Here is a 22,983-nt window from a genome sequence, read left to right as displayed (position 1 = left end):
CTACTCCTCGAACGAATGTTCCGGCGCGGGGAAGGTGCCGTGCCGGACGTCGCGGGCGTATTCCTGCGCGGCCTGGGTGAGTACCCCGCGCAGGTCCGCGTACTTCTTCACGAAGCGCGGGGTGCGGCCCTCGGTCAGGCCGGCCATGTCGGTCCAGACCAGCACCTGGGCGTCGCAGTCGGGGCCGGCGCCGATGCCCACCGTGGGCACGTCGAGCGCCTTGGTCACGGCGGCGGCGGCCGGGGCCGGGACCATCTCCATGAGCACCGCGAAGGCCCCGGCGGCCTGCAGCGCCAGTGCGTCCTCGAGCAGCCGCTCGGCCGCCTCGCCGCGGCCCTGGACCCGGTAGCCACCCAGCGCGTGCTCGCTCTGCGGGGTGAAGCCGATGTGCGCCATCACCGGCACGCCGGAGTCGGTGAGCAGCTTCACCGTGGGGGCCATCACCGCGCCGCCCTCGAGCTTCACCGCGTGCGCCAGCCCCTCCTTCAGCATCCTTGCGGCGGTGCCGAACGCCTGCTGGGGTGAGGCCTGGTAGCTGCCGAACGGCAGGTCGGCCACCACCAGGGCGCGCCGCGCGGCCCCGGACACCGCCCGCACCAGCGGGATCATCTCGTCGGTGGTGATCGGCAGCGTGGTGGCCTGGCCGAGCACGTTGTTGGCGGCCGAGTCGCCGACCAGCAGCACCGGGATCCCGGCGGCGTCGAACACCGAGGCCGAGAGCTGGTCGTAGGCGGTCAGCATGGCCCAGCGCTCACCGCGGGCCTTCATCTGCTGCAGATGGTGGATCCGGATCTTCTTCGGTCCACCCTGGTCGCCGCCGTAGGGGGCGGTCTCTTCCGGCTGCTGGCTCATCGCCCTGCCTCCTCGCGAATGTCCACCCACCCATCGTCCACCCGTTGTTCGGGGCCACCACGGGCGCTGGGCGTGCGGGCCGTCACAGGGGAGCGCCTTGTGCCGCTCCGTGGGGGTGTTAGGTGCGACACCCTGGCCTGGTGAACCGCGACGGAGCGGGACGGCGGGTGCACCGGGCACCCCGCGATCTGGCAGGCTCGGCACTACCGGCGGAACCGTCCGTGGGCAGGGAGAAGGAAAGGACCGGCATGGACAGGCAGCAGGAGTTCATCCTCCGCTCGATCGAGGAGCGGGACATCCGGTTCATCCGGCTCTGGTTCACCGACATCCTCGGTTCACTGAAGAGCGTCTCGATCGCCCCGGCCGAGCTGGAGGGGGCCTTCGCCGAGGGCATCGGGTTCGACGGCTCGGCGATCGAGGGCCTGGCCCGGGTGCACGAGGCCGACATGCTGGCCAAGCCCGACCCCTCGACGTTCCAGGTGCTGCCCTGGCGCGGGGAGTCCCAGGGCACCGCCCGGATGTTCTGCGACATCTTCACCCCCGGCCGCGAGCCCGCCCTGATGGACCCGCGCAACGTGCTCAAGCGCGCCCTGAACAAGGCCGCCGAGCACGGGCTGAGCTTCTACACCCACCCCGAGATCGAGTTCTACCTGTTCAAGGAGCCGACCTTCGAGGGCCAGGAGCCCGAGCCGGTCGACCAGGCCGGGTACTTCGACCACGTGCCGCGCGGCACCACCCACGACTTCCGCCGGGCCGCGATCGGCGTGCTGGAGTCGATGGGCATCTCGGTCGAGTTCAGCCACCACGAGGCCGGCCCGGGGCAGAACGAGATCGACCTGCGTTACGCCGACGCGCTGACCATGGCCGACAACATCATGACGTTCCGCAGCGTGATCAAGGAGGTGGCGCTGGAGCAGGGGCTCTACGCCACCTTCATGCCCAAGCCGCTGAACGCGCACCCGGGCTCGGGCATGCACACGCACTTCTCGCTGTTCGAGGGCGACACCAACGCCTTCCACGAGGCCGGCGCCGAGTACCAGCTCAGCAAGATCGCCCGGCAGTTCATCGCCGGCCTGCTCAAGCACGCCGCCGAGATCACCGCGGTGACCAACCAGTGGGTGAACTCGTACAAGCGGATCTGGGGCGGCGCCGAGGCCCCGGCCTACGTGTGCTGGGGGCACAACAACCGCTCGGCCCTGATCCGGGTGCCGATGTACAAGCCCGGCAAGGGCCAGTCCACCCGGGTCGAGTACCGCGGCCTGGACAGCGCCACCAACCCCTACCTGGCCTTCGCCCTGATGCTGAACGCAGGCATGAAGGGCATCGAGGAGGGGCTGGAGCTGCCCGACGGCGCCGACGACAACGTCTGGTCGCTGACCGAGGCCGAGCGCCGGGCGATGGGGATCACCCGGCTGCCCAGCAACCTCGACCAGGCGATCTCGATCATGGAGGACTCCGAGCTGGTGGCGGAGACCCTGGGCGAGGGCGTGTTCGACTTCTTCCTGCGCAACAAGCGGGCGGAGTGGCAGGAGTACCGCTCACAGGTCACCCCGTTCGAGCTGAAGCGGTACCTGCCGCTGCTGTGAGCCGGCGCCACCCGGCGATCGGCTGATTCTGGGAGCTGCGGCTGTGCCTGCGGCTGTGCCTGCGGCGCCCGGCGGGCGACTGTTCGTGGGAAGAGACCCGTCTTTCCACGAACAACCAGCCTCGACCAGGAGCCCGTGCGATGCCCGACGCCGCTGCCCGTGCGTCGGCGCGCGGGTTCTGGCCCGCGGTCGGGGGAGGGGCGCTGATCGGGGCCCTGGCGTGCGGCTCGCTGGTCTGGCACACCACCGGTGCGGCCTTCAGCGGCTCCACCCCGGCCACCGGCAGCTGGTCGGCGGGAACCGTCTCGGTGACGGACGACGACCACGGCCAGGCGACGTTCAGCACCGGCTCGGACGGGCTCCTGGCCAGCGGGCAGACGCGGAGCCGGTGCATCACCGTGACCTACACCGGGTCGCTGGTGTCGGGTACGCAGGTGCGGCTCTACGCGAGCGCGGGCGGTGCCCTGGCCGACCAGCTGGACCTGACCGTGGCCGAAGGGACAGGGGGCGCGTTCGGCGACTGCTCAGGCTTCACCGCCACCAGCACCCTGTACAGCGGCACCTTGGCGGCCTTCGCGACGGCCGCGGCGTCCTTCGCCACCGGCGTCGGGGCATGGTCGCCGACCGCGACTCCGGCTTCTCGCAGCTACCGGTTCACGATCACCGTGCGCAGCACCCCGGCTGCTCAGAATGCCTCCGCATCAGGGTCTTTCACCTGGGAAGCCAGGAGCTGAGCGGGGTGGCGGGCCGGGTTGCAGCGGGAATCGTGCTGGGGCTGGTGCTGGGGTTCGCCGCGGTGCTGGTCGGGCTGGGGTCAGGGCTGCCCCGGCTGACGGACTGGCAGTCGTACACGGTCGTTTCGGGGTCGATGGAGCCGGCGGTCAGGTCCGGTGACGTGGTGGTGATCAAGAACGACGGACGCCGGTGGGTCCCGATCGGCACGGTGGTCACCTACCGACAGCCGGGCACCGGAGTACTGGTGACGCATCGCGTCGTCGGGGTCGATCCGGTCCGGCGGGAGTACACCACTCAGGGCGACGCCAATCCGGCGGCCGACCCGGTACCGGTGCCGGCCGAGGCAGTGGTGGGGTCGGTGCGGATGGTGGTTCCGCTGGGCAGACTGCCCCTCCCGGGTGCTGGGGTCGTCCTCTGCCTGGCGGCGGTCGGTGTGGGGGTCGGGCTCGGGGTCGCGGGCGGTCGCCGGGCCAGGCGGGGGCTCCTGGCCGGAACCCTGGTGAGCGGCGCGCTGGTGGCCGGTGTCCTGGTGCCCACGTCTGCCACCTCGGCCCAGTTCACTGCCACCAGTTCCACCACGTTCAGCATCGCCACCACCGACCGGTCGGCCTTTGCCGACCGGACCCAGGCGCTGGGCCCGGTCGCCTACTGGCCCCTGGACGAGAGCTCGGGGCCGACCGCGGCCGACGTGGCCGGTACGACCCCGATGTCCTTCGTCGGACCGCCCACCCTGGACCTGGCCGGGGCCGTCACCGGCGGGGTCAAACGGGCCATCGGCCTGAACAGTAACGCACAGGGGGCGGCCACCGTGGCCACCGGTCCGGCCTCGCTCGACATTCGCGGGCCGATCAGCGTCATGGCCTGGGTGAAACTGCCGTCGAACGTGACCAACCAGGCCAGTGGGCGGGTGGTGTCGAAGCTGATGTACTCCGGCGCGGGCGGGGTCAGCTACCTGCTGGCGCTGGACGCCAGCACCACCCACATGCGCTTCCTGTTCGACCTCACCGCGGGGACCCCGTCCCGCCCGACGGCGGCGATCCCGGCTCCGGCCGACGACGCCTGGCACTTCTACGTGGGGACCTGGGACGGCAGCACCGTGCGGATCTTCCGGGACGGCGTGGTGGGCGGCACCAGCCCGACGGTGACCGGGCCCGGCCAGCTGGTCTCGACCGCGACGAAGGTGGCCGTCGGGGCCCCTTCGTTCAGCGAGTCGTTCCGGGGGCAGGTGGACGAGGTGGCGGTGTGGAACCGGGCCCTCACCCCGGCCGAGATCGCCTCGCTGTACGCCGCGGCCTCCGGCTGACCGGCATCGTCCTTTACGGTGGGGCGGGTGACGACTGCGCGTCAGGCAAGTTTGACCGCCCGGCTGGCCCGGTTCGGTTTCGCCGACCCTTCCGGCGCCGAACGCGTACTCAGCACCCCGGGGATGACCGAGCTGATGGCGGCCGAGCCGGAGGGGGAGCCGGACACCTTCACCCGCGAGCTGCCCCCGCCGGGGGAGAAGCTGCTGGCCGCGCTGGCCGACAGCCCCGATCCGGACCTGGCCCTGGCCACGCTCGGCCGGCTGACCGAGTCGCTGGCCGCGGCCGAGGTGCCCGAGATCGGGGAAGGCGGGCCGGTCGCGCAGCTGGGCCAGGTCCTGCACCGTGACGGCCTGACCGCCCGCCGGCTGTTCGCGGTGCTCGGTGGTTCCGGTGCCCTGGGCGACCATCTGGTGCGCCACCCCGGGCAGTGGCCGGTGATCGACGGCGAACTGGGTGGGGACGACGGGCCCGTGCAGTCGCCGGGGAGGCCGGGCGACCACGAGGCCGACCATCACGGCCATGCCCAGAAGTTTCTGGAAGGAGTTCCGCCGCGGCCTTTCTCGTCGTTCACCGCCGACGAGCTGCGGGCCGAGCTGCTGCGCGCGGTGGGGGCCGACCCGCAGGCGCAGGTGCCGGTCAGCGAGCTCCCGCAGGACGCGGCGACCGATGCGCTGCGGGTGGCCTACCGGCGTCGTCTGCTCGGTCTGGCGGCCCGAGACCTGGCGGCCGACAACCCTTTGGCCATCGTGCCGACCGTCGCGGCGATCCTGGCCGACCTGGCCGCCGCCGCCTTGGAGGCCGCCCTGGCGGTGGCCCGCGGTTCGCTGCCCGGCCACGGGAAGAACTGCCGGCTGGCGGTGATCGGCATGGGTAAGTGCGGTGGCCGGGAGCTGAACTACGTCAGCGACGTGGACGTGATCTACGTGGTCGAGGCGGTCGAGGGGGCCGACGAGCAGAAGGCGATCACCGAGGGCACCCGGCTGGCCAGCACTCTGGGCCTGGTCTGCTCCAAGGCCACTCCCGAGGGCACCCTCTGGCCGGTCGACGCGAACCTGCGCCCCGAGGGCCGGCAGGGCCCGCTGGTGCGCACCCTGGCCAGTCATCTCACCTACTACGAGCGCTGGGCCAAGACCTGGGAGTTCCAGGCCCTGCTCAAGGCCCGGCTGGTGGCCGGCGACGCCGACCTGGGGGCGCGCTACCTGGCCGGGATCGAGCCGATGGTCTGGAAGGCGGCCGAGCGCGAGAACTTCGTGGCCGACGTGCAGGCCATGCGCCGCCGGGTGGAGGAGCACCTGAAGGGCCCGGACGCCGACCGCGAGCTGAAGCTGGGCGCCGGGGGCCTGCGCGACGTCGAGTTCTCGGTGCAGCTGCTGCAGTTGGTGCACGGCCGGATCGACGCCCGGCTGCGCACCGCCAACACCCTGCTGGGCCTGGAGGCGCTGAGCACCTTCGGTTACGTCGGCCGGGCCGACGCGGCCGAGCTGGACCGGGCCTACCGCATGCTGCGGGCGCTGGAACACCGGATCCAGCTGTTCCGGCTGCAGCGCACCCACGTGGTGCCCAGCGGTGAGGCCGATCTGCGGCGGCTGGGAAGGGAGTTCGGCTACCGGGCCGACCCCGGGGCGGCCCTGACCGGGCTCTGGCGGCGGCAGGCCCGGGAGGTCCGCCGGCTGCACGAGAAGCTCTTCTACCGGCCGCTGCTGGCCGCCGCGGCCGAGCTGACCAGCGACGAGGCCCGGCTCACCCCGGAGGCGGCCCGGGCCCGGCTGGCCGCCCTGGGCTACCGCGACCCGGCCGGGGCGATGCGGCACCTGACCGCGCTCACCCTCGGCGTCTCCCGCCGGGCGGCGATCCAGCGTCAGCTGCTGCCGGTGATGCTCGGCTGGTTCGCCGACGGCGCCGACCCGGACGCCGGGCTGCTGGACTTCCGGCGGCTGTCCGAGGCCCTCGGCTCCACCCACTGGTACCTGAAGATGCTGCGCGACTCCGGGGCCGCCGCCGAGCGGCTGGCCCACGTGCTGTCGTCCAGCCAGCTGGTCGCCGACCTGCTGCAGCGGGCGCCGGAGGCGGTGGCCCTGCTGGAGACCGACGAGGTGCTCCGGCCCCAGCCGCTGTCGTCGATGATCGCCGGGGTGCGCAAGGGCGCGGCCCGGCACGAGGGTGAGCCGGTGGCCGCGGCGATGTCGGCCCGGGCGGTGCGCCGGCGCGAGATCATCCGCACCGGGGTGGCCGACGTGGTCGGGCTGAGCGACATCGACACGGTCGGCCGGGCGCTCAGCGACTGCGCGGTGGCCGCGCTGGACGGGGCCCTGGTGGCCGCGGCCGACTCGGTCCGGGCCCGGCGCGGCGACCTGCCGGTGCGGATGGCGGTGATCGCGATGGGCCGGCTCGGCGGGCGGGAGATCAGCTACTCCAGCGACGCGGACGTGCTGTTCGTGGCCGATCCGCTGCCGGGGGCCGACCCGCACGAGGCGCAGGCCGCCGCCACCGACCTGTGCGCCGAGCTACGCCGCCTGCTGTCGATGACCGGCCCGGAGCCGGCCCTGGCGGTGGACGCGAACCTGCGGCCGGAGGGGCGCAACGGCCCGCTGGTGCGCTCGCTGGCCTCCTACCGCGACTACTACGCGCGCTGGTCGGTGGCCTGGGAGGCACAGGCCCTGACCCGCGCCCGGCCGATCGCCGGGGAGACCGACCTGGGCGAGCAGTTCGTCGAGCTGATCGATCCGCTGCGCTGGCGGGAGGGGGGTCTGCCCGACGCCGCGCTCAAGGAGATCCGCCGGATCAAGGCCCGGGTGGAGTCGGAGCGGCTGCCGCGCGGCGCCGACCCGCACCGCCACCTCAAGCTGGGCCGGGGCGCGCTGGCCGACGTGGAGTGGACGGTGCAGCTGTACCAGCTGCAGCACGCCCACGAGGTTCCCGGCCTGCGGGTCACCGGCACGATGGAGGCGCTGGCCGCGGCGGTGGAGGCGGACCTGGTCACCGAGGGCGACGGCGAGGTGCTGGCCGAGGCCTGGCGGCTGGCGGCCCGCTTCCGCAACGCGATCATGCTCTGGAAGGGCAACGCCTCGGACGTGCCGCCGACCAACCACACCTCGCTGGACGGGGTCGCGCGGATCATGGGCTACCCGCCCGGATCGGCCGGGCAGCTGGACGAGGACTACCAGCGGGTGACCCGGAGGGCCCGGACCGTGGTGGAGCGGCTGTTCTACGGCTGGGACGTCTGAACGCAGAGCGAGGGTTCACGGCTGAGTCACAGGTAGAGTGACCGCGATGACGCGACGTATCAGCCTGCGCCCGGCGGCCTCCGCCGCCGCACTGATCACGTTTGTCGCCGTCGTCCTGAGCCTGCTCGGCAGCCTGCTGGGCGTGAGCAGCCTGGCGCTGCGCCGCGGTACCGAGGTGCTGCAGTTCGCTGCCCGGTCCGGTCAGCCGCAACCCGGCCCGTCGGCCTCGCCGAACCAGGCCCGCCCCGGTGCCCACCAGCGTCCTACATCTACGGCTTCCCCGGCCTTGCACCGCACGTCTGCGCATTCGGCCGAACGTCGGATCCCCGTAGCCGGGTTCGGTCAGAGCGCCGAGAACCACTGTCCCGGTGGCTCTCCCGACCTCCCCGTCGCCGTTCTGCCCCCGGGCCGACAGTTCTTCGTAGACCTGGCTGACCTGCCCGTCGACGCCTATGCCGAGGTCGTTGCGACCACGGTCAGCGTCTCGCACCGGGGCCGCGCGCCTCCGGCGTCCGGGTACGACATCTAGGTCTCGTTCTTCCCGGAGCATCCGCGAAAGCGGTTCGTTCTTCTCAAACCCGGCCTGCAGCGTTCGGCGCATCCGCGAACGCTGCCCAGCGCCGACGTCCACAGTTTGAAGAAGCCTTTCTGAGCCGTCGCGTTGCTCCCCCCATCCCTTTTGCCCGGAGGAGCCATGAAAGCTGTTCCCGTGGTGCGCGCGCTGGCCGCCTTGGTCGTCGTTGCCGCATCGCTCTACGTGGCGTTGACGATGTCCCCCCGACTGGGGCTCGATCTGCGCGGTGGTACCCAGATCGTTCTGCAGACCCAGAGCACCGACGTGGTGGAGGCGAACGCCGAGTCCACCGACCGCGCCCTGGGAGTACTGCGCAACCGGATCGACGCCCTGGGCGTGACCGATCCGACCGTCACCCGTTCCGGTGAGAACCGGATCATCATCGAGCTCCCCGGGGTCCAGGACCCGCGGGAGGCGGCCGAGGTGATCGGACGGACCGCCCAGCTGACCTTCCACCCGGTGGTTTCGGCCGACCCGCCACCGGTGGCGGCGGAGGGAGAGGAACCGGAGGAGGAGAAGCTCGCCGAGGGTCAGCAACGGCTCGTCGACGAGGACGGCCAGCCGCTGGTGATCGGGGCGTCGGTGATGACCGGCGAGGGCGTCAGCGACGCGGCCGGCACCACCGATCCGGCCCGCGGCGGTGCCTGGTTCGTCACCATCGACTTCCGCGACGCCGGGGGCGAGACCTGGCGTCAGCTCACCGCCGACGCGGCCTGCGCCACCCCCGGTGACCCGCAGCGCCGGATCGCGATCGTCCTGGACGACGAGGTCATCTCCTCTCCGCAGGTCGACCCCTCGATCGGCTGCGGTGTCGGGATGTCCGGCAACAGCACCGAGATCACCGGCCAGTTCAGCCCCCAGCAGGCCCAGGACCTGGCCGTCCTGATCAAGGGCGGGGCGCTGCCGCTGCCGGTCGAGGTGATCGAGCAGCGCACCGTCGGCCCGACGCTCGGCGCCGACGCGATCGACGCCTCGATCCAGGCCGCGATCATCGGCCTGGTCCTCACCGGCCTGTTCATCACCCTGGTCTACCGCCTGGTCGGCTTCCTGGCCACGGTCGCCCTGGCCGGCTACACCCTGATCGCCTACGCCTTCCTGGTGGCTCTCGGAGCCACCCTGACCCTGCCCGGCCTGGCCGGTTTCGTGCTGGCCATCGGTATGGCGATCGACGCCAACGTGCTGGTGTTCGAGCGGGCCCGGGAAGAGTTCGGCGCGGTCGCGCCGGAGCGCCGCCGCAACAAGGGCACCCTGCCGGGGGCCCTGAAGATCGGGTTCGACAAGGCCTGGACCGCGATCATCGACACCAACGTCACCACCCTGCTGGCCGCCGCCCTGCTGTTCTTCCTGGCCACCGGGCCGGTGCGGGGCTTCGGGGTGACGCTGTCGATCGGTGTGATCGCCTCGATGGTCTCGGCCCTGATCGTCGCCCGGGTGCTCAGCGAGTGGGCGGTCCGGCGCAGCTTCGTGCGCAACCGTCCCGCCCTGAGCGGTCTGGCCGGGAACGGCCGGCTGCGGCGCTGGCTCAGCGAGAGCGGCCCGGACCTGATGAGCAGAGGACGCCTGTGGCTGGCCGTGTCGGCCGCCATCGTGGTGGTCTCGGTGGCCGGCATCCTGGTGCGCGGGCTCAACCTGGGCGTCGAGTTCACCGGCGGCCGGTTGCTGACCTTCAGCACCTCGCAGGCCATCTCGGCCGACCAGGCCCGGGAGGCGGTCAGCGAGGCCGGTTTCCCGCGGGCCGTGGTGCAGACCTCTTCGCCCACCGGCGGGGCGGCCGAGAGCATCAGCGTGCGCACCGAGGAACTGAGCAACGACGAGGCGCTGGCGATCGAGCAGGCCCTCGGTGAGATCGGCGGAGAGGTCAGCAAGGAGACCGACGAGCTGATCGGCCCGAGCCTGGGCGACGAGCTGCGGACCAAGGCGCTGATCGCGCTGGCCGCGGCGATCCTGGCCCAGATGCTCTATCTGGCGGTGCGATTCCGCTGGACCTTCGGGATCGCGGCCGCCGTGACCATGTTCCACGACGTGCTGGCGGTGGTCGGGGTGTTCGCCTGGCTGGGCAAGCCGATCGACGGCGTGTTCCTGGCGGCGGCGCTGACCGTGATCGGCCTGAGCGTCAACGACACCGTGGTGGTGTTCGACCGGGTGCGGGAGATGCGCCGGGAGCACCCGGAGGCGAAGTTCGGCACGGTGGTGAACCGGGCCATCCTGCAGACGGTCCCGCGCACGATCAACACCGGCCTCGGGGCGATGTTCATCCTCGCCGCGCTGACCCTGCTGGGCGGGGACTCGCTCACCGACTTCGCCCTGGCCCTGCTGATCGGTCTGGTCGTGGGCACGCTCTCCAGCGTCTTCACCGCCTCGCCGCTGGCCATCCTGATGGAGCGGTTCTGGCCGGACGAGTCGGTCCCGGACCGCGCCGAGGACGAACCGGAGCGCCCCGGCGCCGGCCCCCGCCCCGAGCGCCGGCCGGTGCGGCGCGACTCGGTCGACCCCTACGCCCACATTCCCTCCGGGCAGGGGTCGGAGGACAGCAGTGCACCACGCTGAGATCCTGATGGCGCTCGGCGGCGCCTTTCTGGCCGCCGGGCTGGCCGCCCGGCTGGGGCGGCGGGTCGGCCTGCCCACCATTCCGCTGTTCATGCTGGCCGGGCTCCTGCTCGGCCCCAACACCCCCGGCCTGGCCCTGGTCGAGGACCCCACCGAGTTCGCCCTGCTGAGTTCGCTCGGCCTGATCCTGCTGCTGTTCTACCTGGGCCTGGAGTTCCACCTCGACGACCTGCTCGGCGGCGGGCGCAAACTGCTCGCCGCCGGAGGGCTCTACCTGCTGATCAACGTCGGTCTCGGCCTGGGCTTCGGGTACCTGCTGGGCTGGGGCGGCCGGGAGGCGTTCGTCCTGGCCGGCGTGATCGGCATCTCCAGCTCCGCGATCGTGACCAAGGTGCTGGTCGAGACCGGCCGCCTGGGCCGGCCGGAGAGCAAGCTGGTGCTCGGCATCATCGTGGTCGAGGACGTGTTCCTGGCGCTCTACCTGGCCCTGCTCCAGCCGGTGCTGAGCGACGCCAGCGGGTTCGCCGAGGCCGCGCAGAAGTTCGGCATCGCGTTCGCCTTCCTGATCACCCTCACCGCGATCGCCCGCTGGGGCGCCGGCCTGGTCGGCCGGCTGGTCGAGACCCGCGACGACGAGCTGCTGATCGTCACCTTCGTGGGTCTGGCGGTGCTCAGCGCCGGGGTGGCCGAGAGGCTCGGGGTCTCCGACGCGATCGGGGCGTTCATGATCGGCCTGATCCTGGGCTCGGGGAAGGCCGGGGTACGCATCCAGAAGCTGGTGCACCCGCTGCGCGACGCGTTCGCCGCACTGTTCTTCTTCACCTTCGGGCTGACCATCGACCCGGGCGACGTGGCCGACGTCTGGGTGCCGATCCTGCTGGCCGTGCTGGTCACCGTGTTCGGCAACCTGCTGGCCGGGACGCTCTCCTCGCGGATCTACGGATTCGGCCCGGAGAGAGCCAGTTTCGTGTCGCTGACCGTGCTCGCCCGCGGTGAGTTCGCGCTGATCCTGGCCTCGATGGCGGCCGCCGCCGGGCTGGACGGGCGGATCACTTCGTTCGTGGCCGGCTACGTGCTGATCCTGGCCATCCTCGGCCCGCTGGCGGTGAGCCGCTCGGACCTGTTCGCCCGGGGGCTGGAGAAGGCGATCGGACGGTGGCTGCCGGAGCGGGCGGACTCCGGTGCACGGGAAGTGTCGGACATGGCCTCCAGCTGATCTGAAACATCCCGGAAACCGGGGAAATCAGTTCTTCACGCTCCGGCAACCGTTGCGCAGCATCTTCGGCAGAAGGTACTGGCAGGAACGGTTGTACGACCGGCCACCAGGTGCGGAACCTGGTGGCCGGTCTTCGTCCTCGAGGAGCGAGAACCCCATGCCATACCGCGCCGAGTACATCTGGATCGACGGCACCGCGCCGACGCCGCTGATGCGCAGCAAGACCCGGATCGTCGCCGACGGCACCGAGCCGGAGATCTGGGGCTTCGACGGCTCCAGCACCAACCAGGCGCCGGGTGAGAACTCCGACTGCGTGCTGCGCCCGGTGTTCACCTGCCCCGACCCGCTGCGCGGCGAGAACGACGTGCTGGTGCTCTGCGAGGTCGAGCTGACCGACTTCACCCCGCACCCCACGAACACCCGCGCCGCCAACGTCGCCGCGGCCGAGAAGTACGCCGACCAGAGCCCGATGTTCGGCATCGAGCAGGAGTACACGTTCATGCAGGACGGCCGCCCGCTGGGCTGGCCGGCGGTGGGCTACCCGGCCCCGCAGGGCCCGTACTACTGCGGTGTCGGCGGCGGCAAGATGGTCGGCCGCGAGATCGTGGAGAAGCACACCGATGCGTGCCTGAAGGCCGGTCTGGCCATCGAGGGCACCAACGCCGAGGTGATGATGGGCCAGTGGGAGTTCCAGATCGGCGTGCTCCCCGCCCCGCTCATCGGCGACCACATCTGGGTGGCCCGCTGGCTGCTGGCCCGGATCGCCGAGGACTACGACGTCGAGGTCTCGTTCGACGCCAAGCCGGTGAAGGGTGACTGGAACGGCGCCGGGGCGCACACCAACTTCTCCACCGCCGCCACGATGGAGAGCTACGACGCGATCGTGACCGCCTGCGAGGCGCTCGGCAAGAAGGCCGCCGAGCACGTCGCCGCCTACGGCGCCGGCATCGAGGACCGCCTGACCGGCGCGCACGAGACCGCCAGCTACCAGACCTTCAGCTGGGGCGCCTCGGACCGCTCGGCCTCGATCCGCATCCCGTGGGCCGTGGAGAAGGCCAAGAAGGGCTGGCTGGAGGACCGCCGTCCGAACGCCAACGTCGACCCGTACGTGGTCTCGCGGATGCTGATCACCACCTGCTGCGCCGCGCTGGCCGGCGAGGACAGCTGAGGTCCCGGCAACTCACTGGGTGGCCGCCCGCAGCGGATCCGGCTCGTCGATGACGTCGTGCAGCACCGAGAGCACGATGTCGGCCAGGGGCTGATCCATGCGGGCGCCGCCCAGGTCGTCGGTGGCGATGAACGGGCCGGGCATGTTCTTGGCCCGCCAGGCCCGCTCGATCGCCGAGTGGGTGCCGCCGACCGCCTTGGGCGAGCCGACGATGGCCACCAGGTCGTCGTACTCGGCGGCCCCCGGCGAGGCCTGGGCGACGTGCCGGATGTACTCGGTGCGCTTCTCGCCGTAGCCCCGCAGCAGGGCGATCACCTTCTGCCGGACCACCTCCGGGTCGGGGGCCTCGGGCTGGGGGACCAGACGGTCGAGCACAGCCCGGGCCTTCTCCACCTCGGCCGGGTCGTCCGGGTCGAAGGTCAGTGTGATCGTGGTCATAGTGGCGATCATGCGCCTGGTCTACTTGGACCGCAAGTGCTGCTCAAGTAGACAGATCGGCTTCCCGGACGTCGAGCCGGGTGTGCTCGAGGTAGAGATTCCCGGCGCGGACGGCCTCCTCCAGCACCTGTTGCCGCTGTCGCGCGGAGAACCGGCGGAACGGGGTGACGGTGACCAGGTGGCGTTTACGGTCCAGGTGCCACCAGCCGCCGACCGTGCCGTCGACCAGGAAGATGCTGGGCACCACGACGATCCGGGTGGACAGCCGCCGCTGGTCGTCGGGACTCATGAAGCGGGACCGGTCGGCGTGCGAGAGCAGCACGTTGTCGAAGTCGGGCAGCATCCGCACCGGCGCGATGACGTCCTGCGCCGGGCGGGGAGCGTCCGGCAGGTCGAGCAGGTCGGCGCCGTTCTCACCCTTCAGGCGCAGCAGCCCGGGCATGGTGTCGGTGATCTCGCGCAGCTTCGTGAGCTTGCACCAGGCCTGCACGTCGGCCACGGTGGCGGGACCGTAGGCGGCCAGGTAGCGGCGGATCACGTCGCGGATGTCGGCGGCCTGCAGAGGTTTTCCCAGCCAGTCGGCGGCCGGGACGTAGGTGGTGCGCCCACTGCGGCCCCACAGGGCGCGGGGCGGCACCTGCACCAGCGCGAGCGAGCCGCGGGTGGCCATCCCCACCACCTCGAGATCGGCGTCGGGGTAGTGCGCCAGCAACGCCCGGGACAGGTCGGTGGCCGCGATCGGGCCCGCGCGCAGCAGGTCCTGGGCCCGGCGGGTCAGGCCGTCGAGGTCGCCGATCGCCCGGCGCACCCGGGTCTGCCGGTAGATCCGGTCGAGCACCGGCTGCATCAGGGGCCGCAGGCCCAGGCAGTCGGCGGCGCTGAGCAGGTGCACGGTGCCCCGCATGGCCAGGATCCGGACCACCTGACGGGACTCGATCAGGTCGGACAGTTCACTGGGCCGGAAGTCCACCAGACGCGTCCACAGGCCTCCGTAGGCGCTCAGCGGTTCCTGTGACTGCAGGCCGACCAGGTGCTCGATCATCTCCAGCGCGCTCATCCGGGCCGGCTCCAGCAGGTGCTGGCGGGCGAGCGTGGCGCGGCCCAGGCTGCGGGTGCTGATCGGTGAGGACATGCCGCGACGCTAGTGCGGCATCAGGAAGAGAACGCTCCTGATTCCCGAGGTCACGTCAAGAGCCGGGCCCGGATTCCGGAGCTGGACTTCAGGTGCCCGTAACGCTTGCTCGCCTACGATCCGCGGCATGTCCCACGCGGGCAAGGTCGGTGACGGGCTGGCGCGCGCCCTGGTCACCCGGATCACCGAGGAAGGTCTGGCGCCGGGTACCCGGCTGCCCGGCGAGGCGCAGATGCTGGCCGAGTACCAGGTAGGCCGGGGCACGCTGCGCGAGGCGCTACGCATTCTCGAGGTCAGCGGGCTGATCGCGATCCGGCCCGGGCCGGGTGGGGGGCCGGTGGTGCGGGAGGCCTCCACCGCCGACTTCGCCCGCGCCCTCACGCTGTTCCTGCAGGCCCGCGGGCTCACGCTGGGCGAGACCCTGCAGGCCCGGCTGGTGCTCGAGCCGATCTCGGCCGCCGCGGCGGCCCAACGGTGCACATCTGAAGACGCGATGGGCCTGCTTGCGCTGGCCGGTTCGGCTCGCGAGTTCCATGCGTCGGTAGCGGAGCTGGCCGGCAACGAGGTGCTGGGTCTGTTCACCGTCGCCCTGAACGAGATCTGCCAGGCGCAGGTGGGCGATCTCCTGCAGTCGGCCGAGGTCACGCGGGCCCAGCGGGACCTCGCCGAGACGATCGGCGCGGGTGACCCGGCCCGGGCCGAGCTCCGGATGCGGGAGCACCTGGCCGATCTGATCCGGCTGGTCGAGCAGGAGCGGCCCGGCCTGAGCGACTCGGTCATCGACTGGATGCGCTGATCAGGGCGCTTCTGCGAGAAGATCGGCCGGTGACCAACGCCCTGGATCCACATCCGCTGGTCTGGGAGAGCCGGGTCCGCGGATGCCTGCTCGGCCTCGCGCTGGGCGAGAGCCTGGCCTTCCAGCCCACCGAACTCTCGGAACCCTCCGAACCCTCCGGCCTGATCCAGGCCGGGCCGGCCACCCAGCTGGCCGCCTTCACGGTGGAGGGCGTCGTCCGGGCGGCGGTGCGCTCGCTGCAGCAGGGCAGCTGCCATCCGCCTTCGGTGGTGTGGGCCGCCTACTGCCGGTGGGGTCAGCTGCAGGGGCTGCTGCCGGAAGACGCGGCCGAGCTCGACGGCTGGCTGGTCACGGTGCCCACGTTGCGTGAGCGCAGGGGAGCGGCCGAGGCCACGGTCACCGCGATCCAGGACACCGGGCCGGGCACCCGGGATGCGCCCACCACCGGCAGCATGGACTGGCAGGCCCTGGTGCGGGGGCTGCCCTTCGCAGCGCTGTCGGGGCAGGCGCACTGGTCCGACGTCCTGATGGCGACGGAGTGCGCGGCGCTCACCCACGGCCATCCCCGGGCCTGGAGCACGGCCGCGGCGGGGGCACGGCTTCTCAACAACGTGCTGGCCGCGCGTACCGGGCGGGAAGATCTGCCCGCCGTGATCACCGAGGCCCTCCCCGGGCTGGACGAGGAGCTGGCCGCCGGGCTGCGCACAGCGTTGTGGGCAGCCAGCACCCGCCCGGGGGAGCGGGACGTGCTGTACAGCCTGGCGTCCAACGACAGCGCGGCCTCGGTACTGATGGGTGGCGTGTACGCGGCAACGAGTTTCCCTGGGCGAGAAGGCATCTACCAAGCGATGCGGTTCGCGGCCACGGCCCCGGAAGCCCACGGGGTGTCGGCGATGACCGGCGCCGTGATCGGGTCGCTGCACGGCGTGGAGATCTGGCCCGCCGGGGTGCTGGCGCGGCACGAGCTGGTCTGGGTGCTGGACACGCTGGCCCGCGACCTGGTTCGCCAGCTCACCGCCAACCCGGGCGGCTCGGCCAAGGCTGCGCCGCACGATCCCCGCTGGAACGAGCGCTACCCCGGCTGGTGAACCGGTCCTACCCGTGACGCAGTTCGTCGCGGGCCTTCACGAACATCCGCCGGCCGAGCAGGCGCCACACCAGCCGCAGCGGCGCCGGCAGGTCGGCCATGATGCGCTGCTTCTCCAACGGGGTGGCGTCCTCGATGGCGAAGCCGAACAGCACCAGGGCGGTCTTCGGGTTCTTCGCGGCCATCCCGTTGCGGGCCCGGGTGTTCAGGGCGTCCCACTCCTCGTGGGAGACGTTGCCCGGCACCAGCGGCAGCAGGTCGCGCTCCTCGTCGCTGAGGTGCTCGTCGAGCGCGGAGGAGGCCTGGGCCAGAACGTCCGCGAGGTCGTCGCGCACCTGCGCCGCGGCCGTCGCCCGCCAGTCGGTGTTCAGTTCGTCGACCCGCTTCAGCAGGCCCTCGAGGCGCTCGTGCTGCGACTCCATCCGCAGCACGATCTCGGCGTCCGGGCTGATCACCCGCTGCAGCATGATCGGCCAGAGCAGGTCGTCCTCGGCCTCGTGGTGGTGGTGCAGGGCCTGGGCGATGCGGTGCAGGTGGGCGCCGACCAGTTCGGAGCGGGCCCGGTCGCCGTCGGCCACGGCCCGGATGATGCCGGGCAGGATCCGGAACTCGCGGCGGTAGATCCGGTGGGCGAACACCATTTCCCAGGTGTCCACCGGGGTTTGCGTGCTTGTCGTCATGCCGGCCAGGTTGCCCGGGCGTCCTTGCCGACCTCTTGCAGACCCCTTGCAGCCGCTTGCGGGCTGTCTGCGGCACTGGCCCTATGCTCTCCGGTCGTGCTGATCTGCCGGGTCCTTGGACCGTTGGAAGTGGTACTGGGCAGCACCCGGGTCGAGGTCGGAGGACCGCAGCCGCGCCGGCTGGTGCAGGCGCTGGTCACGGCCCGGGGCGGTGCGCTCACCGAGGAACAACTGGCCGAGGCCATCTGGGGCGACTCCCCGCCCGCCAATCCCGCCGCATCGCTGCAGGCCTACGTATCCCGGCTGCGCAAGCTGCTGGGCGCCCAAGCCCTCACCCGCGGACCCGGCGGTTACGCGCTCATCGCCCAGTCGGACGTCCTCAATTTCGAAGCCCTTGTCGCCCAGGCTCGCGCAGCCCAGCGGCCAGCTGATGCACTGCGCGACTTCCGTGGTGCTCTGAAACTCTGGCGGGGACGTCCGTATCCCGACCTGGAGGCGTTCGGCGACCAGGAACGTCATCAATTGATCGAACAGCACGCCGCCGCACTGGAAGACCAAGCAGCGGCACTGCTCGCTGTGGGCGATGCTCCCGCCGCGGTAGCCGAGCTCCGTACGGCCGTACGCGACGAGCCCTACCGCGAACGTGGCTGGGAGCTGCTCATCCTGGGGCTGTATCGCAGTGCCCGCCAGGCGGAAGCTTTCTCGGCGCTGCGGCAGGTGCGCGCACTGCTGGCCGATGACCTGGGCGTAGACCCCGGCCCGGAACTGCAGAACCTCGAGCGGCGCCTGCTCGCCCAAGACCCCTCACTGCTTTTGGACGCCGGTGCTCGCCTTCCGGCGCTCCAGCGTCCTTTGACTCACTTCGTCGGCAGGGAGAACGAAAAACGCCTGCTCTCAGAAGCAATGGCAGAGACCCGATTGATGACGCTTGTGGGCCCGGGAGGCGCGGGTAAGACCCGGCTGGCCCTGGAGTGGGCCGGAACAGTGCCCCTGGCCCGGCTTGCCGACGTTCACTCGCCGCTCGATCTGCCCTCCGTAATAGCTCAGGCCCTGGGTATGGCGGAAACGCCGGGGCGTTTCACCGGCCTGCGTGGGCTGCTCATCCTGGACAACTGCGAACACCTGACCAGCGCGGTGGCGGATCTGGCGGTCACCCTGCTCGCTGACAACCCGGAACTACGCATCCTGGCTACGAGCCGCGAGGCACTGGGGGTAGACGGCGAACGCCTGCTGCCCGTTGATCCGCTGCCCCAGACCGATGCGGTGGTGCTGCTCAGCGACCGCATCGCCGCCGTACGGCCGGGCTGGCGGCCGGACGAGTCAGACAGCCGCGAGCTGGCCCGGCTGGCGGAGGCTCTCGACGGCATCCCCTTGGCACTGGAGCTGGCCGCCGCACGGGCCCGGGTGCTCAGTCTGGCCGATCTGACGGGGCTGCTCGGATCGCGCTTCCCTGCTCTCGGCCCAGTTCCCCGCAACGCGCTCAACCCCCACTCCACGCTGGAGGCCACCGTGGCCTGGAGTGTGAACCTGCTGCCGCCGGGGGAGCGCCAGATTCTGCTGCGGCTGTGGCCTTTCGAGGGCGGGTTCACCCTGGAAGCGGCCGAGGCCCTGGGCTGCGACCTGGACGCGCTCTCGTCGATGGTCTCGCGTTCGGTGGTCAGCGCCGACACCACGCTTACCCCTGCGCGTTATCGCATGCTGGAGATCATCCGGGCCTACTGCCGAGACCGTGATCCAGACCAGGCCGGTAGTCGCGCCGCGCACGCCGCGTGGAGCCGTGATCTCGTCGCCCGGACCGTTCCCGACCTCAGGGGGAAACGGTCGGCCCGATCCATCCGCGTGCTCAACCGCGAACTGCCAAATATCCGCGCGGGTTTGGTGCACGACCTGGCCGCCGCCCCGATCCACGCCCTGCGCACCGCCGGCCTCCTGGAGTGGTTCTGGCTCCGGGCGGGCCATGTCGCCGAAGGGGTGCGTCTGCTCGAGCAGGCGTTGGACGGCGCCCCTGAGGCCGCCCCGGTCGACCGCGCTCGCGCATTCTCGGCCTGGGGCACGCTGTACTGGATCGGGGGAGACATCGACACCGGCTGGGAGCTGGTGCAGCGGGCCATGGCTGAGCTCGGTCGACCTACGGACGACGACGAACGACGGCTGCTGGCCCAGCTGCAGTACTACGAGGGCATGTTCTGGACCTACCGCGGCGAGTTCCAGCGGGCCGCCGACAGTGCCCGGGCCTCGATCGAACTGGCCGAACAGATCGGCCGGGCCTGGTTCGGCACGGTGCCCCAGATCGTGCTCGGCTCAGCCCTGGTCGGGCTGGGATCGCTGGCCGAGGGGCAGCGGGTGCTGCGGGCCGCGATCGCCGAGGCGCAGCAGAACGCCTACGGCTGGGCCGGAGGGCTGGGCAATCTGACGCTGGCGCGCTCGATGCTGAACGACGACCCGCGCGGTGCCCTGGCGCCGCTGCACCGGGCGATCGAACTGTTCCGCGAGGAGGACGACGCAGCCGAGGTTCTGGCCTGCCTGGTGTACGGCGCGCGGGCCCTGCTGCACCTCGGGCATCCGCTGGAGGCAGCCACCCTGCACACCGCGGCCTACCAGCGGGCGCAGCAGCGGGGGATCCGGCTGGACAACTCCGACCCGATCACCACCGCGGCCATCCGCGCTGAGATCGAGGCGCTGGAGCCGGAACTGCTGGCGTCGGCCCGTCGTCGGGCCGGTGAGCTGGCGGAGGACGAGCTGGTGGGGATGCTGCCGGGTCAGGACAGCCGGGCTCTGACCAGCGAGAGGTAGCGGCTGCGGTTGCGCTGGTTGAAGTTCTCGGCGAAATCGTGGGCGCAGTGGCCGGCCGCGGATCGACGCACCGGGTCGCGCGAGTAGTCGGCGATCGCCCCGGCGAGTGCGCCCACGTCGAAGCTGGGCACGCTCAGGTGGGCGCCGGGCGGCATCCAGGACAGCTGAGGCAGGTCGAAGTGCACCACCGGCCGGCCGTGGCTCAGGGCCTCCAGCGCGGCCAGGCTGAAGCTTTCTTCCCGCGACGGCACCACCACCAGGGCCGCCCGGTCCAGCAGCCCGGTCCGGCCCAGGTCGTCGACCTTGCCGACCCAGCGCACCGGTGCGCCGCACGTCTCGATCAGCCGGGCCAGCGACTGCTCCTGCGGTTTCGGCCCGGCGCCCGCGATGACCAGCGGCAGCAGGTCCTCGGGGTGCTTGCGGTAGGCGTCCAGCAGCAGGTCCAGGCCCTTCAGCCGGATGTCGATCCGGCCCAGGAACACCGCGTACTCGCCGTCCTTGGCGTCGGTGACCGCGGTGGTCGGCATCTCCACCCAGTTGGTGATCACGTGCACGTCGGTCCGGGGAGAGCAGCGCCGCACCACTTCGGCATCGTACTCGTTGAGCACCACGACATCCCGGTAGCGGCGCAGCAGCAGCCGTTCCAGCCGGAGCGGGAAGTTCACCCGGTACCGGGCCGCCATCACCCGGCCGGACAGTGACTGGGCCACGCCGATCACCGGGCGGCGGGTGAACAGGGGCACCAGGTTGGAGGAGAACGGCGGGGTGAAACTCTCCAGCCACAGCGCGTACGAGGCGAAGAGGGCGACGAAGGGCAGAACCAGGGCCCACAACAGCTGGCTGCCCCGGGCCCCGGCGAGCAGCACCGGCAGGTACACGTAGGTGACGGCACCGGCCTCGCGGCGGGCCAGGCGCCGCCCCGCAGTGAGCACCACCACGTCGTAGTCCTGGGCCAGGGCGGAGGCGACCCGGCGGACCACGGCCGGACCACCGCCCGCGTAGTACGGGTTCTCCTCGTCGTCGTAGATCGAGATGATCACCCGGCGGCTCTTCATCGTGCCCTCCCTGGCTCCGGCCGCGCGGCCCGCCCCTCGCGGACCACGTCCTCGTAGGTCTGTTCCTGCTGAGCCGCGATCTGGTCCCAGTCGAACTGCCGCACGAATTCTCTTCCCTGCGCGCCCATCCGGGCGCGGCGCGGCTCGTCGTCGTACAGGTCCAGTACCGCCTCGGCCAGTCGCCCGGAGTCGAACGGGGGAACCAGCCGCCCGCAGTCCGGTGGCACCACCGCGCGCAGGCAGGGAATGTCGAACGCGACCACCGGGGTGCCCACCGACAGGGCCTCTACCGCGACGATCCCGAAAGTCTCGAAGCGCGAGGGCATCACCGTGACCCGGGCCCGGGCCAGCAGCTCGAACTTGGCCGCGCCCCCGACCCGCCCCGCGAACCGCACCCGGTGGCCGATCCCCAGCCCGGCGGCCTGCTTCTCGAGGGCCCGGCGGTCCGGCCCGTCGCCGGCGATGACCAGGTTGCCGTCGATCCGGAGCGCGATCCGCGCGAAGGCGACCAGCAACAGGTCCAGGCCCTTCTGGGCGATCTCGAGCCGGCCCAGGTAGACGATGTCGCGGCCTCGCCGCAGGCCCGGGGCCAGTTCGGGGACGGCCACGCCGTTCGGGACGACGTCCACCACGGACCTGGGGCTGGCCGCCCGGATCCGGTCGCGCATGTCCTCGGAGACCGTGACGAACCTGCGGTGCAGCCGCACCCCGAGCATCTCGAACAGGAAGAACGGCAGGTGGTACTGCCGGGACTTTTCCCAGCTGTTCATCCACTGCACCACGGCCAGGGTCGGCCGCCGGGTCCAGAGCGGGGTCAGCACCGAGGACATCGGGGCGGCGAACTCCTCCACCACCAGGTCGGCCGGGCAGCCCCGGGCGACCAGCGGAACCAGGAGGAAGTAGCTGATCAGGCTCGGGAAGTAGCCGAGGGGGAGGCCGACCGGGATGTACTCCACCCCGTCCTCGACCCGCCGCCGGGCGCCGCGATAGTTGGCCACCAGCACGGTGATCCGATGCCGTTCGGCGAGCCGGCGGTTGATCTCGGCGTTGCGCAGCGACCCGCCGCCGCTGCCGGGGCGGCGGTGGTCCTCGAACCCGAGGTGCAGGATTCTCACGGCGCCGCCCGCAGCACCAGCACCTGGCGGGCCACCCAGACCGAGGTGGCCAGGCAGCCGCCGATCCAGGCGATCGGGTTACCGGCGGCCAGCACCAGCCCGGCGGCCAGCACGAGACTCAGGCCGAGGCCGGCCAGGGGCAGATGCACCGCGCCGGGCCAACGCTTTCCGGAGTCGGCCAGCAGAAGCCCGGCTGTAGCTGCGGTTCCGGCGAGGGCACCGGCCGAGAGCCCGACGATGCCGCCGATCCGGAAACCCACCAGAACCGCGGCGACCGAGAGCGTGGCGGCCAGCAGCTGACGGACCAGGCCGGGCCGGTACAGACCGCGGCCCTGGTAGAAGGTGGTGATCAGCTCGACCGCTCCGAGCATCAGGCCGGAGGCCGCGGCGTAGGGGAGGATCGCGGTGATGTCCGCGAACTGGGACGGAAGAACCAGGTACACCAGCTCTTCCGGAGCAGTGGACAGCATCACCGCGAACGGCACCGCGATCACTGCATACAGCCGTAGCGCATCCCGGTACTGCCGGGCCGCCTCGCCCGCCGCGGCCCGGACCGCCAGCGGTAGGGCCACCATGGCCACCGCTGTAGCGAGGTACAGCGGTATGCGGGCGACGATCATGGCGGCCTGGTAGCCGGCGGCGGCCGGGGACGCGATCGGCAGCACCGCCACCAACACCACG

General features: G+C 71.7%; 17 protein-coding genes and 1 pseudogene. 11 read left to right on the top strand and 7 right to left on the bottom strand.

The genetic code is table 11. The annotated features are described in order from the left end of the window. A complete protein-coding gene (gene panB / locus LWF15_RS25165; protein ID WP_232813399.1) occupies positions 1-852 on the bottom strand; it encodes a 3-methyl-2-oxobutanoate hydroxymethyltransferase in 852 nt (283 codons plus the stop codon). A 248-nt stretch (positions 853-1,100) separates the two neighbouring features. On the opposite strand from panB, the gene glnA reads away from it, so the two are divergent. The 8 genes from glnA (at position 1,101) to glnII (ending at position 13,206) form a co-directional block, all read left to right on the top strand. Beyond that, the gene (gene glnA, locus LWF15_RS25160) at positions 1,101-2,438 is read left to right on the top strand and encodes a type I glutamate--ammonia ligase (RefSeq protein WP_232813398.1); all 1,338 of its coding nucleotides are present in this window, start codon (positions 1,101-1,103) and stop codon (positions 2,436-2,438) included. A 140-nt stretch (positions 2,439-2,578) separates the two neighbouring features. Then, positions 2,579-3,172, top strand: a complete 594-nt coding sequence (locus LWF15_RS25155) for a hypothetical protein (protein WP_232813397.1) — start codon at positions 2,579-2,581, stop codon at positions 3,170-3,172. 5 nt (positions 3,173-3,177) lie between these two features. Then, a complete protein-coding gene (locus LWF15_RS25150; RefSeq protein WP_232813396.1) occupies positions 3,178-4,476 on the top strand; it encodes a signal peptidase I in 1,299 nt (432 codons plus the stop codon). A gap of 27 nt (positions 4,477-4,503) precedes the next feature. Next, positions 4,504-7,701 (top strand): bifunctional [glutamine synthetase] adenylyltransferase/[glutamine synthetase]-adenylyl-L-tyrosine phosphorylase, encoded by a 3,198-nt coding sequence (locus LWF15_RS25145; protein WP_232813395.1) that lies wholly within the window; start codon positions 4,504-4,506, stop codon positions 7,699-7,701. 46 nt (positions 7,702-7,747) lie between these two features. Beyond that, complete coding sequence (locus LWF15_RS25140) at positions 7,748-8,230, top strand: hypothetical protein (protein WP_232813394.1); 483 nt, start codon at positions 7,748-7,750, stop codon at positions 8,228-8,230. 165 nt (positions 8,231-8,395) lie between these two features. Further along, complete coding sequence (secD, locus tag LWF15_RS25135; protein ID WP_232813393.1) at positions 8,396-10,822, top strand: protein translocase subunit SecD; 2,427 nt, start codon at positions 8,396-8,398, stop codon at positions 10,820-10,822. Further along, positions 10,809-12,038 carry a cation:proton antiporter gene (locus LWF15_RS25130; RefSeq protein ID WP_232813392.1) on the top strand — a complete coding sequence of 410 codons (1,230 nt, stop codon included), beginning with the start codon at positions 10,809-10,811 and terminating at the stop codon, positions 12,036-12,038. The genes secD and LWF15_RS25130 overlap by 14 nt, the downstream gene beginning before the upstream one ends. A gap of 157 nt (positions 12,039-12,195) precedes the next feature. Then, the gene (gene glnII / locus LWF15_RS25125; protein ID WP_232813391.1) at positions 12,196-13,206 is read left to right on the top strand and encodes a glutamine synthetase GlnII; all 1,011 of its coding nucleotides are present in this window, start codon (positions 12,196-12,198) and stop codon (positions 13,204-13,206) included. A 12-nt stretch (positions 13,207-13,218) separates the two neighbouring features. Here the strand turns inward: glnII and LWF15_RS25120 are convergent, their stop codons facing one another. Beyond that, positions 13,219-13,644: a hypothetical protein gene (locus LWF15_RS25120; protein WP_232813390.1), complete on the bottom strand. Its 426-nt coding sequence runs from the start codon at positions 13,642-13,644 to the stop codon at positions 13,219-13,221. Between the two features lie 43 nt (positions 13,645-13,687). Further along, the gene (locus LWF15_RS25115; RefSeq protein ID WP_232813389.1) at positions 13,688-14,776 is read right to left on the bottom strand and encodes a winged helix DNA-binding domain-containing protein; all 1,089 of its coding nucleotides are present in this window, start codon (positions 14,774-14,776) and stop codon (positions 13,688-13,690) included. 127 nt (positions 14,777-14,903) lie between these two features. Here LWF15_RS25115 and LWF15_RS25110 point away from each other — a divergent pair, with 127 nt between their 5' ends. Both LWF15_RS25110 and LWF15_RS25105 read left to right on the top strand, forming a co-directional pair. Then, positions 14,904-15,572, top strand: coding sequence for a FadR/GntR family transcriptional regulator (locus LWF15_RS25110; protein WP_232813388.1), 669 nt, complete (start codon positions 14,904-14,906; stop codon positions 15,570-15,572). A gap of 29 nt (positions 15,573-15,601) precedes the next feature. After that, positions 15,602-16,660: an ADP-ribosylglycohydrolase family protein gene (locus LWF15_RS25105; RefSeq protein ID WP_232813387.1), complete on the top strand. Its 1,059-nt coding sequence runs from the start codon at positions 15,602-15,604 to the stop codon at positions 16,658-16,660. Positions 16,661-16,667: 7 nt separating this feature from the next. On the opposite strand, the gene LWF15_RS25100 is transcribed toward LWF15_RS25105, so the two are convergent. Beyond that, positions 16,668-17,339 (bottom strand): hemerythrin domain-containing protein, encoded by a 672-nt coding sequence (locus LWF15_RS25100; RefSeq protein ID WP_232813386.1) that lies wholly within the window; start codon positions 17,337-17,339, stop codon positions 16,668-16,670. 96 nt (positions 17,340-17,435) lie between these two features. On the opposite strand from LWF15_RS25100, the gene LWF15_RS25095 reads away from it, so the two are divergent. Beyond that, positions 17,436-20,132 (top strand): BTAD domain-containing putative transcriptional regulator, encoded by a 2,697-nt coding sequence (locus LWF15_RS25095; protein ID WP_232813385.1) that lies wholly within the window; start codon positions 17,436-17,438, stop codon positions 20,130-20,132. Here LWF15_RS25095 and LWF15_RS25090 read toward each other — a convergent pair. The 3 genes and pseudogenes from LWF15_RS25090 to LWF15_RS25080 form a co-directional block, all read right to left on the bottom strand. Further along, positions 20,099-21,187, bottom strand: a complete 1,089-nt coding sequence (locus LWF15_RS25090; protein ID WP_232813384.1) for a glycosyltransferase family 4 protein — start codon at positions 21,185-21,187, stop codon at positions 20,099-20,101. The genes LWF15_RS25095 and LWF15_RS25090 overlap by 34 nt on opposite strands. Next, positions 21,184-22,302, bottom strand: a complete 1,119-nt coding sequence (locus LWF15_RS25085; RefSeq protein WP_232813383.1) for a glycosyltransferase family 4 protein — start codon at positions 22,300-22,302, stop codon at positions 21,184-21,186. Before LWF15_RS25085 ends, LWF15_RS25090 begins: the two co-directional genes overlap by 4 nt. Beyond that, positions 22,299-22,983: pseudogene (locus LWF15_RS25080) on the bottom strand (hypothetical protein); the annotation flags it as partial. The pseudogene LWF15_RS25080 and the gene LWF15_RS25085, both read right to left, overlap by 4 nt.

The sequence above is a fragment of the Kineosporia rhizophila genome (assembly GCF_021277265.1).
Lineage (GTDB): Bacteria > Actinomycetota > Actinomycetes > Actinomycetales > Kineosporiaceae > Kineosporia > Kineosporia rhizophila.
This window is presented reverse-complemented; position numbering and strand designations above follow the sequence as displayed.